The sequence below is a fragment of the Streptomyces sp. TS71-3 genome (assembly GCF_018327685.1).
GTDB lineage: Bacteria > Actinomycetota > Actinomycetes > Streptomycetales > Streptomycetaceae > Streptomyces.
In genome coordinates this window covers 4699100-4716830 of sequence record NZ_BNEL01000001.1, presented here as the reverse complement: position 1 = coordinate 4716830, position 17731 = coordinate 4699100, and the positions used below count along the sequence as shown (strand labels likewise).

At 71.7% G+C, this 17731-nt stretch carries 14 protein-coding genes; 4 read left to right on the top strand and 10 right to left on the bottom strand.

Features of this window, described 5'->3' with window-relative positions:
- Positions 1-37: 37 nt before the first annotated feature.
- The gene (gene pgi, locus Sm713_RS19055) at positions 38-1690 is read right to left on the bottom strand and encodes a glucose-6-phosphate isomerase (protein WP_212910791.1); all 1653 of its coding nucleotides are present in this window, start codon (positions 1688-1690) and stop codon (positions 38-40) included.
- Between the two features lie 359 nt (positions 1691-2049).
- Here pgi and Sm713_RS19050 point away from each other — a divergent pair, with 359 nt between their 5' ends.
- Complete coding sequence (locus Sm713_RS19050; protein ID WP_212910790.1) at positions 2050-3579, top strand: chitinase; 1530 nt, start codon at positions 2050-2052, stop codon at positions 3577-3579.
- A 331-nt stretch (positions 3580-3910) separates the two neighbouring features.
- On the opposite strand, the gene Sm713_RS19045 is transcribed toward Sm713_RS19050, so the two are convergent.
- The 9 genes from Sm713_RS19045 to uvrC all read right to left on the bottom strand — a co-directional run bounded on the left by Sm713_RS19045 (position 3911) and on the right by uvrC (position 13801).
- Positions 3911-4246: an RNA polymerase-binding protein RbpA gene (locus Sm713_RS19045; RefSeq protein WP_078066843.1), complete on the bottom strand. Its 336-nt coding sequence runs from the start codon at positions 4244-4246 to the stop codon at positions 3911-3913.
- Between the two features lie 215 nt (positions 4247-4461).
- Positions 4462-4686 (bottom strand): preprotein translocase subunit SecG, encoded by a 225-nt coding sequence (gene secG / locus Sm713_RS19040; protein WP_212910789.1) that lies wholly within the window; start codon positions 4684-4686, stop codon positions 4462-4464.
- Positions 4687-4849: 163 nt separating this feature from the next.
- Positions 4850-5632 carry a triose-phosphate isomerase gene (tpiA, locus tag Sm713_RS19035; RefSeq protein WP_212910788.1) on the bottom strand — a complete coding sequence of 261 codons (783 nt, stop codon included), beginning with the start codon at positions 5630-5632 and terminating at the stop codon, positions 4850-4852.
- A gap of 8 nt (positions 5633-5640) precedes the next feature.
- Positions 5641-6852 carry a phosphoglycerate kinase gene (gene pgk / locus Sm713_RS19030; RefSeq protein ID WP_212910787.1) on the bottom strand — a complete coding sequence of 404 codons (1212 nt, stop codon included), beginning with the start codon at positions 6850-6852 and terminating at the stop codon, positions 5641-5643.
- 152 nt (positions 6853-7004) lie between these two features.
- Entirely contained in the window at positions 7005-8009 is a 1005-nt protein-coding gene (gene gap / locus Sm713_RS19025; protein ID WP_212910786.1) for a type I glyceraldehyde-3-phosphate dehydrogenase, read from the bottom strand.
- Between the two features lie 539 nt (positions 8010-8548).
- Positions 8549-9538, bottom strand: a complete 990-nt coding sequence (gene whiA / locus Sm713_RS19020; RefSeq protein WP_212910785.1) for a DNA-binding protein WhiA — start codon at positions 9536-9538, stop codon at positions 8549-8551.
- On the bottom strand, positions 9529-10605 hold the full coding sequence (yvcK, locus tag Sm713_RS19015; protein ID WP_212910784.1) for a uridine diphosphate-N-acetylglucosamine-binding protein YvcK: 1077 nt from the start codon (positions 10603-10605) through the stop codon (positions 9529-9531). The genes whiA and yvcK overlap by 10 nt, the downstream gene beginning before the upstream one ends.
- On the bottom strand, positions 10602-11681 hold the full coding sequence (gene rapZ, locus Sm713_RS19010) for an RNase adapter RapZ (RefSeq protein WP_249416381.1): 1080 nt from the start codon (positions 11679-11681) through the stop codon (positions 10602-10604). Before rapZ ends, yvcK begins: the two co-directional genes overlap by 4 nt.
- Positions 11678-13801: an excinuclease ABC subunit UvrC gene (gene uvrC / locus Sm713_RS19005; protein WP_212910783.1), complete on the bottom strand. Its 2124-nt coding sequence runs from the start codon at positions 13799-13801 to the stop codon at positions 11678-11680. The genes rapZ and uvrC overlap by 4 nt, the downstream gene beginning before the upstream one ends.
- 624 nt (positions 13802-14425) lie before the next feature.
- On the opposite strand from uvrC, the gene Sm713_RS19000 reads away from it, so the two are divergent.
- From Sm713_RS19000 to Sm713_RS18990, 3 genes are all read left to right on the top strand, one after another.
- Positions 14426-15376 (top strand): hypothetical protein, encoded by a 951-nt coding sequence (locus Sm713_RS19000; RefSeq protein ID WP_212910782.1) that lies wholly within the window; start codon positions 14426-14428, stop codon positions 15374-15376.
- Positions 15377-15575: 199 nt separating this feature from the next.
- Complete coding sequence (locus Sm713_RS18995; protein WP_212910781.1) at positions 15576-16820, top strand: LacI family DNA-binding transcriptional regulator; 1245 nt, start codon at positions 15576-15578, stop codon at positions 16818-16820.
- The gene (locus Sm713_RS18990; protein ID WP_212910780.1) at positions 16817-17731 is read left to right on the top strand and encodes a carbohydrate kinase; all 915 of its coding nucleotides are present in this window, start codon (positions 16817-16819) and stop codon (positions 17729-17731) included. Before Sm713_RS18995 ends, Sm713_RS18990 begins: the two co-directional genes overlap by 4 nt.

Sequence of the window (17731 nt, the reverse complement as noted above, 5' to 3'; positions counted from 1 at the left end):
TCCGGGCCGTCGTGCGTGCGTGGCGGTACCGCCGGGCTCAGCGCCCGCGCAGCTCCCGGTACTTGCCGACCAGGGCCTTGGTGGACGGGTCCAGGCCCGGCACCTCGGCGCCCTCCGTGAGGGCCGGCTCCACCCGCTTGGCGAGGACCTTGCCCAGTTCCACGCCCCACTGGTCGAACGAGTCGATGTTCCAGACCGCACCCTGGACGAACACCTTGTGCTCGTAGAGCGCGATGAGCTGGCCGAGGACCGAGGGGGTCAGTTCCTTCGCGAGGATGGTCGTGGTGGGCCGGTTCCCCTTGAAGGTCTTGTGCGGCACCAGCTCCTCGGCGACGCCCTCGGCGCGCACCTCCTCCGGGCTCTTGCCGAAGGCCAGGGCCTGGGTCTGGGCGAAGAAGTTGGCCATCAGCAGGTCGTGCTGTGCGGCGAACTCGGGCGACAGCTCGGGCACGGGCTGGGCGAAGCCGATGAAGTCGGCGGGGATCAGCTTGGTGCCCTGGTGGATGAGCTGGTAGTAGGCGTGCTGGCCGTTGGTGCCGGGCGTGCCCCAGACGACGGGCCCGGTCCCCCAGTCCACGTCGTTGCCGTCGCGGTCCACGTGCTTGCCGTTCGACTCCATGTCGAGCTGCTGGAGGTACGCCGTGAACTTGGACAGGTAGTGCGAGTACGGCAGTACCGCGTGGGACTGCGCGTCGTGGAAGTTGCCGTACCAGATGCCCAGCAGGCCCAGCAGGAAGGGGGCGTTGTGCTCGGGCGGGGCGGCGTGGAAGTGCCGGTCGACCAGGTGGAAGCCGTCCAGCATCTCCCGGAAGCGATCGGGGCCGATGGCGACCATCAGGGAGAGGCCGATGGCCGAGTCGTACGAGTAGCGGCCGCCGACCCAGTCCCAGAACTCGAACATGTTCTCCGTGTCGATGCCGAACTCGGAGACCTTGCCGGCGTTGGTCGACAGCGCCACGAAGTGCTTGGCGACGGCCTCCTGGCCGGCGCCCAGCTCGGACAGCAGCCACTGGCGGGCCGAGGTGGCGTTGGTGACCGTCTCGATGGTGGTGAACGTCTTCGAGGCGATGATGAACAGCGTCTCGGCGGCGTCCAGGTCGCGCACCGCCTCGTGCAGGTCGGCGCCGTCGACGTTGGAGACGAAACGGACCGTCAGGTCGCGGTCGGCGAAGGTCCGCAGCGCCTCGTAGGCCATGGCGGGGCCGAGGTCGGAGCCGCCGATGCCGATGTTGACGACGTTCTTGATGCGCTTTCCGGTGTGCCCGGTCCAGGCGCCGGAGCGGATCCGGTCGGCGAAGTCCGTCATCTTGTCGAGCACGGCGTGCACCTTGGGGACGACGTTCTCCCCGTCGACCTCGATGACGGTGTCGCTCGGCGCGCGCAGTGCGAGGTGCAGGACGGCGCGGTCCTCGGTGGTGTTGATCTTCTCGCCGCGGAACATGGCGTCGCGCAGGCCGGCCACGTCGGTGGCGGCGGCGAGCTCCCGCAGCAGCCGGAGGGTCTCGTCGGTCACAAGGTGCTTGGAGTAGTCGATGTGCAGATCGCCGACCTGGAGGGTGTACCGGGTGGCGCGGTCGGGGTCCGCGTCGAACAGCTCGCGCAGCCGCACCTCCCCCAGCTCCTCCAGGTGCTTGCCCAGAGCCGTCCACTGGGGCAGCTGGTTCAGCCTGGCTCGGCTATCAGCGTTCATGTGGGACTTCAGCCTTCTCTCGTACCAGCCGTACGTAACCTTGCTCCGCCCGTCCGAGACCCTGCAGCCGGCCGTCTCCCGCCGTCTGTCGGCTGTCTCCAGGCCAAAACACTATAGGTGTCGCAGGTGTGGCAATCGGTGCGCGGCGTGGCACGGGCACCTCGCCGGTCCACACCCGGGGTCTGACCCGCGCGGACGCGCTGCCTGCGGGGTTTCCTGAGACCCGGAGCACGGAATTGGTCTAGTCCTGATTTGGTGCGGCCCATTGACGCGGCGTCAGAGCGGGGGCTACTCCGTTGTTCGTCCCTTCATGCCGCGACGGAGCCGACGGCTCCCGTCACCTCCCACCAAGGACACCCATGAGACGTATCCGCTCGCTCAGAGCCCTGCTCACGGCGGCCGCGGTCGCCCTGGCCGGTGCGGGCCTGTCCGCGCTGGGCGCGGGCCCCGCCGAGGCCGCCACGCCTCTGCCCTCCCATGTCTTCGCCCCCTACTTCGAGGCGTGGACCGGCGAGAGCCCGGCCGCGCTCAGCGCGCAGTCCGGTGCCAAGCACCTGACCATGGCGTTCATCCAGACGCAGTCACCCGGGTCCTGCACCCCGTACTGGAACGGTGACAGCGGCTCACCGATCGCCCAGAGCACCTTCGGCGCCGACATCAGGACCATCCAGGCCGCCGGCGGCGACGTCATCCCCTCGTTCGGCGGGTACACCGCGGACACCACGGGCACCGAGATGGCCGACAGCTGCACCGACGTCAGCAAGATCGCCGCCGCCTACGAGAAGGTCGTCACGACCTACGACATCGCGCGGCTCGACATGGACATCGAGGTCGACTCGCTCGGCAACACCGCGGGGATCGACCGGCGGAACAAGGCGATCAAGCAGGTCGAGGACTGGGCTGCCGCGAACGGCCGGACGCTCCAGATCTCCTACACCCTGCCGACGACCACCTCGGGGCTCGCCCCCGACGGCCTCGCGGTACTGCGCAACGCCGTGCAGAACGGCACGCGCTTCGACGTCGCGAACATCATGACGTTCGACTACTACGACGGCGCCGACCCGCACGACATGGCCAGGGACACGCAGACGGCGGCCCAGGGGCTGCACGACCAGCTCGCGAACCTCTACCCGGGCAAGGCGGACGCCGATCTGTGGGGCATGGTCGGCGTCACGGAGATGCCGGGCGTCGACGACTACGGCACGGCCGAGACCCTCACCGTCGCGGGAGCCAGGCAGGTCTACGACTGGGCGGTCTCCAAGGGCATCGACACCCTCTCCTTCTGGGCGCTGCAACGCGACAACGGGAGCTGCCCCGGCGGTGGCGCCGCGGACGGCTGCTCCGGTATCGAGCAGGGCACCTGGGACTTCTCGCACGTCTTCGAGCCGTTCACCGGCGGCACCACGACGCCGCCGAGCAACGACTTCTCCCTGAGCCTCACCCCCGCCTCCGCGACGGTGGCCGCGGGCGGCTCGGCCACCGCCAAGGTGAACACCGCGGTGACGGCGGGATCGGCGCAGAGCGTCAGGCTGTCGGTCAGCGGCGCGCCCCCCGGCGTCACCGCCTCCCTCAACCCGACCTCCGTGACGGCCGGCGGCTCCACCACGCTCACCGTCAACACGACCACGGCCGCAGCTTCGGGCACCTACACGCTCACGGTCACCGGCACGGGCGACAAGGCCGGCCACACCGCGACGTACACCCTGAAGGTCACCGGCGGCACCGGCTCGGGGTGCACCGCGCAGCCCTGGGACTCGGGCGCGATCTACGTCGGCGGCGACCAGGTCTCGCACGACGGCCACAACTGGAAGGCCAAGTGGTGGACCACCGGCGAGGAGCCGGGCACCACGGGCGAGTGGGGCGTCTGGCAGGACCTCGGCGCCTGCTGATCCCCCCTCCCCCGATCTCCGGTCCGTGAGCCCCACGCCCTGCACGGCGGGGGGCTCACGGCCGGGTTGCGCTGAGGCGGGGGCGCCCGGTGACACGATCGATCACCGGGCGCGAGGCAGAAAACGAGTACCGCGAGGCACAAACGACCACGCAGTCCCGAAGCCGCGCGGCACCACAAACCCGGGCCGGGCGGCTCTGCGGTGCGTGTGGGGCGCGTCAGAGCCCCGGGCACGCCTCGGGGACCGGGGGTGCTCGGAGGGGTGGGCGCGTTTCGTGGAAGACGCGCGAGGTCCGTGGGGGCAAGGGCGCCCCGACGGACCTCAGGTTCTTCTAGATCTCGCCTCGGAGTTTGGCGAGCGCCTCCGCGAGGATGGCCTCACCGTCGGCGTCGCTGCGCCGCTCCCGCACGTAGGCGAGGTGTGTCTTGTACGGCTCGGTGCGGGGCGGGTCCGGCGGGTTGTCGCGGTCCTGCCCGGCCGGAAAGCCGCACCGTGGACAGTCCCACGTGTCCGGGACCTGCGCGTCACTCGCGAAACTCGGCTGGGTCTCGTGCCCGTTAGAGCACCAGAAGGAGACGCGCAGCCGCGGCGCGGACTCGCCACGCTCGGCCTCGCCCATCGGCCCCGCCCCGACCCGGCTTCCACGGATCGCGTTGCCACTTGCCACGGTCGTAACTCCCTGCGTAATGGTGCCGCGGAGCGAGTCGGCGGTCCGCTCCACTGCGGGCCCTTTAGTCTACGTAAGGCCCAACGCGCGTCCAGTGAGTGGAGTTACCCAGTCCCGAGACGCAAGCCTCATGATAGGCCGCTCTCGCCAACGCGTACCTGACACGAGGACACGGCTACGATACGTGCGCTGTGTGCCGAGGCGGGTGCCGGGGGCTACATCAGGATGCCGAGAACCACGATGCACGCGGTCCACAGCAGACCGAGCACCACGGTGATGCGGTCGAGGTTGCGCTCGGCCACCGACGAACCGCCGACGGACGACTGCATGCCGCCACCGAACATGTCGGAGAGGCCGCCGCCCTTCCCCTTGTGCATCAGCACCAGCAAGATCAGCAGCAGGCTGAAGATGATCAGGGCGATCGAGAACCCCAGAACCACGGCTGGACCAACTTCCTCGGTAACGGATGAGAGACGGGGGCCGGCCCGGCAGCACCTCTGACGCACACTGCCTGGTCGGCCCCACGCAAGGGTACGACGGATCGGTGTCCGCGCATACTCACTGCCGGACGGGGCCCGCAGTGGTACCGATCACGGACGGATACTACTGGTCACGGAAGCGGACGATCTTGACGAACTCCTCCGCGTCCAGCGACGCGCCCCCGACCAGGGCCCCGTCCACATCGGCCTGGGCCATGATCGCGGCGACGTTCCCCGACTTCACGGAGCCGCCGTACTGGATGCGGATCTGATCGGCCACGTCCTGTGAGTACAGCTCGGCCAGCCGCCCCCGGATGGCGCCGCAGACCTCCTGGGCGTCCTCGGGGGTGGCCACCTCGCCGGTGCCGATCGCCCAGACCGGCTCGTAGGCGATGACCAGGGACTCCGCCTGCTCGGCCGGGATGTCCTTGAGGCCCGCGTCGAGCTGGCCCAGCGTGAAGGAGACCTGCTGGCCTGCCTTGCGGACGTCCAGGGCCTCGCCGACGCACAGGATCGGGGTGAGCCCGTGCCGGAAGGCCGCCTTCACCTTGGCGTTGCAGAGCTCGTCGGACTCTGCGTGGTACTGGCGGCGCTCGGAGTGACCGACGACCACGAAGGTGCACTTCAGCTTGGACAGCATCGGGCCGGAGATCTCGCCGGTGTAGGCACCGGAGTCGTGCGCGCAGAGGTCCTGGGCGCCGTACTTGATCCTGAGCTTGTCGCCGTCGACCAGCGTCTGCACCGAGCGCAGGTCGGTGAACGGCGGCAGGACGGCGACCTCGACGGCGTCGTAGTCCTTGTCGGCAAGGGCGAAGGCGAGCTTCTGGACGTGTGCGATGGCCTCAAGGTGGTTGAGGTTCATCTTCCAGTTGCCGGCCATGAGGGGCGTACGGGTGTTGTTCGTCATAGGGGGTGTCAGTTCTCCAGTGCGGCGAGGCCGGGGAGCGTCTTGCCCTCGAGGTACTCGAGGGACGCGCCGCCGCCGGTCGAAATATGGCCGAATGCGTTCTCGTCGAATCCCAGGATGCGGACGGCCGCGGCGGAGTCTCCGCCGCCGACCACCGTGAAGGCCGAGGACTCGATGAGGGCCTGGGCGACCGCCTTGGTGCCCTCGGCGAAGTCAGGGTGCTCGAAGACGCCCATGGGACCGTTCCAGAAGACGGTCGCCGCGTCGGCGAGCTTGGCGGCGTAGAGCTTGCCGCTCTCCGGGCCGATGTCCAGGCCGATCCGGTCGGACGGGATGGCGTCGGCTGCGAAGGTGCCCGGGTTCGCCGGGGCCTTCGTCTTCAGGTCGGGGAACTCGGCCGCCGCCACGACGTCGACGGGCAGCACGAACTCCACACCCCGCTCCTCGGCGCGCCGCAGGTAGTCCTGGACGACCGGGATCTGGTCCTCCTGAAGCAGCGAGGCGCCGATCTCGTACCCCTTGGCCTTCAGGAAGGTGAACACCATGCCACCGCCGACGAGGATGCGGTCGGCCTTCTCCAGCAGGTGGTCGATGACGCCGAGCTTGTCGGAGACCTTGGCACCGCCGAGGACGACGGCGTACGGCCGCTTGACGTCCTCCGTGAGCCGCTTCAGGACGCCCACCTCGGTGGCGATGAGATAGCCCGCGTAGTGCGGCAGCCGCGCCGGCAGGTCGAAGACGGAGGCGTGCCCCCGGTGGACGGCGCCGAAGCCGTCGCCCACGTAGACGTCGGCGAGGGCCGCCAGCCGGTCGGCGAACTCGCCGCGCTCGGTGTCGTCCTTGCTGGTCTCTCCGGGGTTGAAGCGGAGGTTCTCGATCACGGCGACCTGGCCGGGCTGGAGCCCGTCCACCGCGTCGTGGGCTGCGGGGCCGATGGTGTCCTGCGCGAACGCGACGGGCGCGCCGAGCAGTTCACCGAGCCGCTCCGCGGCGGGCAGCAGCGAGAACGCCGGGTCGGACGCCCCCTTGGGGCGGCCGAGGTGGGAGGCGACGACCACCTTGGCGCCGGCCTCGGCCAGCGCCTTGACGGTGGGCAGGACGGCCCGGATGCGGCCGTCGTCGGTGATGGTGGCGCCGGAGAGCGGGACGTTGAGGTCGGCGCGGACGAATACCCGCTTGCCGTCGACCCCCTCGGCGAGCAGTTCGTCGATCGTCTTCATGAGTGGACTCCTAGGAAGGGCTCTGGGCGTGCGCTGCATCCGCGGCTGCACACGGAGCGCACCCCGCACATGTGACAGGGCCCGGGCGGCGCGATGCCGGCGCGCCCGGACCCTGTCCTACACGTCGAGGTGCCTGCCGCACCGGATACGGGTCAGAGCTGGCTGCCGACGAAGACCGTGAGGTCCACGAGGCGGTTGGAGTAGCCCCACTCGTTGTCGTACCAGCCGATGACCTTGGCCTGGGTGCCCTCGGCCATGGTCAGCAGCGAGTCGAAGGTGCAGGAGGCCGGGGAGCTGACGATGTCCGAGGAGACGATCGGGTCGGCGGTGTACTCCAGCAGGCCCTTGAGGTCGCCCTGCGCCGCCTTCTGGAAGGCGGCGTTGATCTCGTCCTTGGTGACCTCGCGCTCCAGGGTGACGACCAGGTCGGTGACCGAGCCGGTCGGCACCGGGACGCGCATGGCCAGACCGTCCAGCTTGCCCTTGAGCTGCGGGAGCACCAGGGCGGTGGCCTTCGCGGCGCCGGTCGTCGTCGGGATGATGTTCTCCGCTGCGGCGCGGGCGCGGCGCAGGTCCTTGTGCGGGAAGTCCAGGATGCGCTGGTCGTTCGTGTAGGCGTGCACCGTCGTCATCAGGCCCTTGACGATGCCGAAGTTCTCGTCGAGGACCTTGGCCAGCGGCGCCACGCAGTTGGTGGTGCAGGAGGCGTTGGAGATGACGTGGTGCTTCGCCGGGTCGTACTGGTCCTGGTTGACACCCATGACGATGGTGATGTCCTCCTCCTTGGCCGGGGCCGAGATGAGGACCTTCTTGGCGCCGCCCGCGAGGTGCTTGGCGGCGTCGTCGCGCTTGGTGAAGATGCCGGTGGACTCGATGACCAGGTCGACGCCCAGCTCGCGCCACGGGATGTCGGCGGGGTTGCGCTCGGAGAGCACCTTGATCGTCTTGCCGTCGACCGTGATGGTGTCGGCGGTGTTCGACACCTCGGCCTTGAGGCGGCCGAGGATGGTGTCGTACTTCAGCAGGTGAGCGGTGGTCGCGGTGTCACCCAGGTCGTTGACAGCCACGATCTCGATGTCTGCACCCTGCTCCAGCAGCGCGCGGAAGTAGTTACGACCGATGCGGCCAAAGCCGTTGATGCCTACGCGGATCGTCACGAACCGATCTCCTCGTTGGTACGCCGGGGTGTTTCGACGCCGGCGAGTTGTATGGGATGTCCCCGACCGCCTACGACCCTACCTCTCCGGTGGCTCCTCAGTGACATCGAACAGGCCTCTGATCCGGGCGGGCCGCCCGGTAGGGCGGGGGTAGCCGGCGTCGATGGTCACCCGGACAGAGGGCGCGCGGAACAGGGGCGCACGCCCCCTACCAGGGGGCTCCGAAGCGACAGAAAGGACCCCTTCGGGAGGGCGGCGACCTGACGGCCCCGTCGCCGATCGCCGGCGCGGTTGCACCGGCCGGTGGCCCGGAGCGACAGAGACTGCCCCCTCAGGACGTTCCCCACTGCGTGAAGGGCGTGGGAGGTACCCCCAGACCTGACGGCGTCGTCGGGGTGCTCGCTCCCCCACTGCCTTGAGGGCGCGGGAGGTATCCCCGTCCCCGCGCCCCTTGGCAGGCCGGGGTGCCCTACACCTCCGGCCAGCCCCGAAACGGGCCCCGGGGCTCCTCAGCGGGCCAGGTCACCCCGGAAGGCGGCTCAGCCCGCCATGTTCTCCGCCATCTCCTCGGTGAGGCTGGACTCGGTGCCGGGGATGCCGAGGTCCTGGGCGCGCTTGTCGGCCATGGCGAGCAGGCGGCGGATGCGGCCCGCGACGGCGTCCTTGGTGAGCGGCGGGTCGGCGAGGGCGCCGAGCTCCTCCAGGGAGGCCTGCTTGTGCTCCATGCGCAGGCGTCCGGCGGCCGCGAGGTGCTCCGGGACCTCGTCGGCGAGGATCTCCAGGGCGCGCTGCACGCGGGCGCCGGCGGCGACGGCGGCGCGGGCGGAGCGGCGGAGGTTGGCGTCGTCGAAGTTGGCCAGGCGGTTGGCGGTGGCGCGCACCTCGCGGCGCATCCGGCGCTCCTCCCAGGCCAGCACCGACTCGTGGGCGCCGAGCCGGGTGAGCAGTGCGCCGATGGCGTCGCCGTCGCGGACGACGACGCGGTCCACGCCGCGCACCTCGCGGGCCTTGGCGGCGATCTGGAGCCGCCGGGCCGCGCCGACCAGCGCGAGGGCGGCCTCCGGGCCGGGGCAGGTCACCTCCAGCGAGGAGGAGCGGCCCGGCTCGGTGAGCGAGCCGTGCGCGAGGAAGGCGCCCCGCCAGGCGGCCTCGGCGTCGCAGGTCGCCCCCGAGACCACCTGCGGCGGCAGGCCCCGGATGGGGCGGCCGCGGCCGTCCACCAGGCCGGTCTGCCGTGCCAGCTGATCGCCGCCCGCAACCACCCGTACGACGTAGCGCGAGCCGCGGCGCAGGCCGCCGGGGGCCATCACGATCAGCTCCGAGGTGTGCCCGAAGATCTCCAGGATGTCCCGTTTGAGCCGGCGCGCCGCCATCGCGGTGTCCAGCTCCGCCTCGATCACGATCCGGCCGCTCACCAGGTGCAGCCCGCCGGCGAACCGCAGGATCGACGAGACCTCTGCCTTTCTGCAGCAGGTCCGGGTGACGGGGAGCCGGGAGATCTCGTCCTTCACCGCTGCCGTCATCGCCATGGGCCGATCCTTCCATGCATCCGAAAAATACGGTCGTACGCGGCGGCCAACAGCTCAGGATCGTGCCTGGGGCTGCCGTCGGGCCGGGCCACGGGGGCCAGCTCGACGGCGGCACCGAACCCGCGCGCCGCCTCGGTGAGGGAGCCGCAGTCGGGCACGGCGGCCTCATCGGCCAGCACCACGTCCAGGGCGAGTTTAGGGGCGTGTCGTCCCAAAACCTCCAAATGACGCTGCGGGGAGAAGCCCTCTGTTTCTCCGGGTTGCGGAGCGAGATTGAGAGAGAGCACCCGGCGCGCCTTCGTCTCGGTCAGCGCTTCCAGCAGATCCGGCACCAGGAGGTGCGGGATCACGGAGGTGAACCAGGAGCCGGGGCCGAGGACGACCCAGTCGGCGTCCATGACCGCCGCCACGGCCTCCGGGACGGCCGGCGGGTCCTGCGGCTCCAGGTGGACGGTCTGCACCTCGCCGGGGGTGAGGGCGACGGTCGCCTGGCCGTGCACCGTGCCCATCTCGTCGGGGCGGTCCGGGTCGTGGCCGCGCACCAGGGCGCGCAGCTCCAGCGGGACGGCGGACATCGGCAGCACCCGGCCGTGCGCGCCGAGCAGCTTGCCGACCAGGTCGAGCGCCTGGACGTGGTCTCCGAGCTGCTCCCAGAGGGCGACGATGAGGAGGTTGCCCACCGCGTGGCCGTGCATCTCGCCGCCTGACTGGAAGCGGTGCTGGATGACCCGGGCCCAGGTCTGGCCCCAGTCGTCGTCGCCGCAGAGCGCGGCCAGCGCCTTGCGCAGGTCGCCCGGCGGCAGGACGCCCAGCTCGTCGCGGAGCCGCCCGCTGGAGCCGCCGTCGTCGGCGACGGTGACGACGGCGGTGAGGTCGCCGGTGATCCGGCGGAGCGCGGCCAGCGATGCGGACAGTCCCATGCCGCCGCCGAGCGCGACGACCTTGGGCTGGGCACTGCGCCGCCCGCGAAGGCCGCGGCCGATCCGCGTGCCCGGACGGGCGGTCTCGCCCTGCGCGGGCAGCACGCTCTGCCGGAGTCTGCCCGGCCGGGGTGAGCGTTTGGTCATTCGCGGCCCATGTCCCGGTGGACGACGACGGTCTCCACGCCCTCGGCGGCGAGGCGGGCGGCGAGCCGCTCCGACATGGCGACGGAACGGTGCTTGCCGCCCGTACAGCCCACCGCGACGGTGACGTAGCGCTTGCCCTCGCGGCGGTAGCCGGCGGCGATCAGCTGGAGCAGCTCCGCGTAGCGGTCGAGGAACTCCTTGGCACCCGGCTGGTTGAAGACGTAGGCGGCGACCTCCTCGTTGAGCCCGGTGTAGGGGCGCAGCTCGGGGACCCAGTGGGGGTTGGGCAGGAAGCGCATGTCGGCCACCAGGTCGGCGTCGACCGGCAGGCCGTACTTGAAGCCGAACGACATCACGGTGGCCCGCAGCTCCGGCTCCTCGTCGCCGGCGAACTGGGCGTCCATCTTGGCGCGCAGCTCGTGGACGTTGAGGCTGGAGGTGTCGATGACCAGGTCGGCGTCGCCGCGCAGCTCGCGCAGCAGCTCCCGCTCGGCGGCGATGCCGTCGGTGATGCGGCCGTCGCCCTGGAGGGGGTGCGGGCGGCGCACCGACTCGAAGCGGCGCACGAGGGCGTCGTCGGAGGACTCCAGGAAGACGATGCGCCGGGTGACGTGCCGGGCCTCCAGGTCCGCGATGGACTCGCGGAGGTTGTCGAAGAAGCGGCGGCCTCGGACGTCGACGACGACGGCGATCCTCGCGACGTTGCCCAGCGAGCGGGCGCCGAGCTCCACCATGGTGGGGATCAGCGCGGGCGGCAGGTTGTCGACGACGAACCAGCCGAGGTCCTCCAGGCACTTGGCCGCGGTGGACCGGCCGGCGCCGGACATCCCGGAGATGATCACCAGCTCGGGGATCGCCGTCTCCCCGGACGCCTCGGCCGCGGCGGGGGCACCCGCGGGCTCGGTGCCGTGCTCCTGCTGGGCGGGGTCGGCGGCGTGCTCGTCGCCGGTCCGGACGGCCTCGTCCGCGCCGGAGCGCCGGGGCCCGTCGTCGGCCTCGGCGGGCCGGGTGCCGTCGTCGTCGGCCTCGGCGGGCCGGGTGCCGCCGTGTCCCCGGGTCTCTTCGTGATCACTCATGACTCTTGCCCCCGTCGATCGTTCGTGGTGCCCATGGAGACGGGCTCCTCGTCTTCAATGATCTCTCCGGTCGCCGTGTTGACGGCGGGGGCGGCGGGAGCCGCCTGCGCGAAGGCCCCGACGATCGTCTCAGCGGTCTTGCGGCCCACGCCCGGAACCTCGCAGATCTGGTCGATTGTCGCGGACCGCAGCCTCTTCACGGAGCCGAAATGCTTGATCAGGGCCTGTTTGCGCGCTTCGCCCAGGCCGGGCACGTCGTCGAGCGGACCAGACCTGAAGCGCTTGGCCCGCTTGGTGCGCTGGTAGGTGATCGCGAAGCGGTGCGCCTCGTCGCGCACTCTCTGAAGAAGGTAGAGCCCCTCGCTGCTGCGCGGGAGCACCACGGGGTCCTCCTCGCCGGGCACCCACACCTCTTCGAGCCGCTTGGCGAGGCCGCAGACCGCGACGTCGTCGATGCCCAGCTCGTCAAGCGCGCTCTGCGCGGCCGCGACCTGCGGCCGGCCGCCGTCGACGACGACCAGCTGCGGGGGGTAGGCGAACCGCTTGGGGCGGCCGTCCTCGTCGGTGAGCCCGTCCGGGCGGTCCGACGGGGTCCGATCCGCTCCGTTTGTCCCGGGCTCGGCCGAGGGGCCACCGGGCGGCCCGCCGGCCGTCTGGTCTGCCGCGGGGACCTCAGAGGGGCTCTCGCTCGCGCCCTCGCCGGCCCACTCGCCCGTGCGCTCCTTCTCGGCGAGGTACCGCTTGAAGCGGCGGGTGATCACCTCGTGCATCGAGCGGACGTCGTCCTGGCCGGCGAAGCCCTTGATCTGGAAGCGGCGGTACTCGCTCTTGCGGGCGAGGCCGTCCTCGAAGACCACCATGGAGGCCACGACGTCGTCGCCCTGGAGGTGGGAGATGTCGTAGCACTCGACGCGCAGCGGCGCGCTGTCCAGGTCGAGGGCCGCGGCGATCTCCTCCAGGGCCCGCGAGCGGGTGGTGAGGTCCGAGGCGCGCTTGGTCTTGTGCAGGACGAGGGCCTGCTGGGCGTTGCGCTGCACCGTCTCCATCAGGGCGCGCTTGTCGCCGCGCTGCGGCACCCGCAGCGACACCTGCGAGCCGCGGCGCCCGGTGAGCCACTCCTGCACCGGCTCGGCGGGCTCGGGCAGCGCGGGGACGAGCACCTCCTTGGGGACCGCGTCCCCGCTCTCCTCGGCGTAGAGCTGCTGGACGGCGGACTCCACGAGGTCGCAGGTGGTGACCTCCTCGACCTTGTCGGTCACCCAGCCGCGCTGGCCGCGCACCCGGCCGCCGCGGACGTGGAAGATCTGGACGGCGGCCTCCAGCTCGTCCTCGGCGAGCGCGATCAGGTCGGCGTCGGTGGCGTCGGCGAGGACGACCGCGTTCTTCTCCATCGCCTTGCGGAGCGCCTCTATGTCGTCGCGCAGCTTGGCCGCTCGCTCGTACTCCATCGCCTCGGAGGCATCCGCCATCTGCCGCTCCAGGCGGCGCAGGTAGGTGCCCGTGCGGCCGGCCATGAAGTCGCAGAACTCCTCGGCGAGTTCCCTGTGCTCCTCCGGCGAGACGCGCTCCACGCAGGGCGCCGAGCACTTGTCGATGTAGCCCAGCAGGCAGGGGCGGCCGGTGCGGGCGGCGTTCTTGAAGACGCCCGCGGAGCAGGTGCGGACCGGGAAGACGCGCAACAGGAGGTCGACCGTGTCCCGGATCGCCCAGGCGTGGCCGTACGGGCCGAAGTAGCGCACGCCCTTGCGCTTGCGGCCGCGCATCACCTGGACGCGCGGGAACTGCTCGTTCAGCGTGACCGCCAGGTACGGATAGCTCTTGTCGTCGCGGTACTTGACGTTGAACCGGGGGTCGTACTCCTTGATCCAGGAGTACTCCAGCTGAAGGGCCTCGACCTCGGTGCCGACGACCGTCCACTCCACGGAGGCGGCCGTGGTGACCATCGTGCGGGTGCGCGGGTGGAGGCCCGCCAGGTCCTGGAAGTAGCTCGCCAGACGCTGGCGCAGGCTCTTCGCCTTGCCGACGTAGATCACCCGGCGGTGCTCGTCGCGGAACCTGTAGACCCCCGGCGAGTCGGGGATCTGTCCCGGCTTGGGGCGGTAACTGGAGGGGTCAGCCATGCCTCACACCCTAACGGCGCCCACCGACAACGCGTCGCCGCCGCGGCCCGTGACGGGCCCGCTCCCGCCGGGCGGTGGCCCGCGGCGTCCGCGGAGGGGGACTTTCGGGACGCGGTGGCCAGGTTCCGGGGCATTGTCGCGCCTTGGTCAACACGATTGAATGCGGGGTGACCGAGGCCGTGGCGCGGCGCCCGGACACGTTTCCGGGCGCCCACCCGGCCGGGCCGGCACCCCCACGGACAGCGCCGCTCCCACCGGCTCGGGCCGAGCCCGCGGGCCGGCCGGACGGTCCCCTTAGGGGTGCTTGCACTATGAGCGTCCGATAGGGCGCGTGGTCTGGTGCTGGGGGCACTCCCCCACAGTCTGAAAGACGTGGGAGGTACCCCCTCCCACGTCTTTCAGACTGTGGGGGAGCATCGCAAGGCGCCGGAGAGCCCTCGATGGGGGTCCCCCCGCTCGAACGAAGCCGAGAGTGGGGGAGGAGCTACCAGGGCTTTCCGGCAACGCCGCGAGGTGCGGTGCCAGACCACGCGACCTGATCGGACGCTCATAGTGCAAGCACCCCTCAGGCCGGCGGGCCCGTGCCGGCCTGGTGGCGCCCACCAGCACAGAGAGGCCCCCTGCATGCGGAACGGCACACACACCGCGGACGCCGCCGCGGCGGAGCTGGCGGCGGCCCTGGGATCGGGCCCGTTCCACGTCGCCCTGCGGGCCGCGATCAGCGTCCGCGGCCTGTCGTTGCAGCGGGTGCAGCATCATCTCGCCCGACGCGGCGTCAACGTCGGCGTGACGAGCCTGAGTTACTGGCAGCAGGGTGCCCGGCGCCCGCAGCGCGACGAGTCCATGAAGGCGGTGCGCGCGCTGGAGGAGATACTCCGGCTCCCCGAGGAGTCCCTGATCCGCCTGCTGAGCCAGCCCCCACCTGAGGACGGCGGCGCCCCGCGCTCCCCCGCCCGCTCGTACCGCGACCGGCTGGCGGCCTCGGGAACGGTGGAGCGGCTGCTGTCCGAGCTTGGCTCACCGGCGGGCGGCGGGCTGCACACCCTGGGTCACCACGAGCGCGTCCACATAGGCGCCCGGCGCGAACTGTGCTGCTGCGACTCCCAGCTCGTGGTGCGCGCGACGGAGCACGGCCGCGACCGCTACGTGGCCGTGCACCACGGCGACCCGGGCTGCGACCCGGAGCGGATGGCGGTGCGCGCCATGGAGAACTGCCGCACCGGGCGGGTCCTGTGGAGTCGCGAAGCGGGGGTCCTGGTGGCCGAGTTGCTCTTCGACACGCACCTGCGGCACGGCGACACCCATGTGTTCCGCTACGCGTTCGAGGACGGCACCGCGGGGCCCTCGCACGAGTACTCCCGCGGTTTCGGGGCCACGAGCGGCCAGTACGTGCTGCAGGTGCGCTTCGCCGAGGGCGCGCTGCCGGTGCGCTGCCGCCGCTTCGCCCGGCACTCCGCCGCGGCGGCGCTCAGCGACCACCAGGACCTCGCCCTCAGCAGCGCCCACCGCTGCGCGCACCTGGTGGAACCGCAGGCCCGGAGCGGGCTGCTGGGGATCGGGTGGGACTGGGAGTAGGACCGGCCCTTTTTGGACGGTGGCTTCCAGCGCGGTCGCCGGGCGGTGGCTACCTGGGCGGTTCACCGGGTGGCGGTCTCCAGGGCGGTTCCTCGGGGCGGTGGTGACCGGGGTACGTAAACGTTTACGCGACCGTCCACCATGCGCTACGTTCGGCCGTCGCGGGGCGGTGGACGGACGGTGGAGGGGGTGGACGGCGATGGCGACGATGGTCGACGTGGCCCGCCGGGCGGGCGTCTCCGTGGCGACCGTGTCGCACGTGCTGAACCGCACCAGGCCGGTGCGGCCTGACACCCGCAGGGCGGTCCTGGAGGCCGTGGAGGAGCTCGGCTACTCCCACAACGCCCTGGCCCGCTCCCTGGTCACCGCGCGGACGCGGTCCGTCGGGCTGGCGGTCTCCGCGATCAGCAACCCGTACTTCACGGAGATCCTCCAGGGCGTGGAGGCCGCTGCCCTGGAGCACGGCTACGGACTGCTCATCGCCGATCCGCACGACGATCCCGTGCACGAGCGCACGGTCGCGCAGCTGCTGCACGAGCGCCGGGTCGACGGCCTGATCGTGGCGCCCTCGGCGCGGCCGGCGGCGCTGGTGGGGTACGTGGCGCGGCACCGGGTGCCGACCGTCTTCCTGGATCGGATGGTCTCCGGCGACGTCGCAGGGACCGCACCCGCGGCGGACGCCGGCGGGGGCGGACGACCGGAGGCCGCCGAGCGCCCCGTCCCCGGCGAGGGCGGCGGCCACCGCTTCGACCAGGTGTGTGCGGACGGCGTGGTGCCCACCGCGTGGCTCACCGGTCATCTCGCGGCCCTGGGCCACCGCAGGATCGGGCTGGTCGCGGGGTTCCCGGGACTGAGCACCAGCGCCGAGCGGATCGCCGGCTACCGCGCCGGCCTGGAGCGTGCCGGGCTACCGGCCGACCCCGCGCTGATCGCCGACGGGCACTCGGAGGCGGAGGGCGCCGAGCGCGCGACGCATGCGCTGCTGTCGACGGCGGCCGCGCCCAGCGCACTGGTCACGGCGAACAACGCCATGACCATCGGTGCGCTGCGCGCCCTTCGGATCCGCGGGCTGAGGGTGCCGGACGACATCGCTCTGGCCTGCTTCGACGACTTCTCCTGGGCCGATCTCTTCGCCCCGCGGCTGACCGCGGTGCGCCAGCCCAGCCGGGAGCTGGGCGCCCGTGCCATGGGGCTGCTCCTGGACCGGCTGGCGGCCCCTGAGCGGCCGTCGCGCACCGTACGGCTGCCGTGCGCCGTCATCCACCGGACGTCCTGCGGGTGCCCGGAGGAGGCCCCTCGAACGGAGCCGGCGGAGCCGGCGCCCACGGCTCCGTGCCCCCATGACCCGCATGGCCCGCACGACCCCCATGACCGCCGCGATCCCCATGACCGCCCTGATCCCCGTGACGTGTGTGCGCAACCCGTGAAAGGACCCGAATCGTGATCGTCGTCGCAGGTGAGGCCCTGATCGATCTGGTGCAGGAGGCGGGCGGCCCGCTGGCCCCGCTGGTGCCCCGGCTGGGCGGGGGCCCCTACAACACGGCGATCGCGCTGGGCCGACTCGGCTCCCCCGCCGCGTTCTGCTCACGGGTGTCGTCCGACGCCTTCGGTGAGGCGCTGCTCGACGGCCTGCGGGTGGCCGGGGTGGATGTGGCCGGGGTGCAGCGGGGCGCGGAGCCGACGACGCTGGCCGTGGCCTCGCTCGGCACGGACGGGTCCGCCCGGTACTCGTTCTACGTGGAGGGCACGGCGGACCGGCTCTTCTCGGAGCCCGATGAGCTGCCGGACGGCACCCGGGCGGTGTCCTTCGGTACCTGTTCGCTGGTGCTCGAACCGGGTGCGAGCGCTTATGAACGGCTGCTGCGCAGTGCGGCCTCACGCGGTGTCTTCACGGCGCTGGACCCGAACATCCGCGCCGTCCTGATCCCCGACCCCGACGCCTACCGCGCCCGTTTCCGCTCCTGGCTGCCGCACACGGCCCTGCTGAAGCTGTCGCAGGAGGACGGCGACTGGCTGGGCGGCACCCCCGCGCAGTGGCTGGCGGCCGGCCCCGCGGCGGTGGTGGTGACCCGCGGCGAGGACGGCCTGACGGTGCTGACCCGCGCCGGGGAGGTGTCGGTGCCGGGCGAGCGGGTCGAGGTCGTGGACACCATCGGCGCGGGAGACACGGTGAACGCCGCGCTGCTGCACCGCCTTGCCGCGTACGACGCGCTCTCGGTCGACGCGGCGGCCGGGCTCGGCGAGGACGCGTGGCGCGACATCCTCCGTTACGCGGCACGCGCCGCCGCCCTCACCTGCTCCCGGCCGGGTGCCCAACCGCCGTTCGCGGCGGAGTTGGAGGCCGGGGGCTGGTGA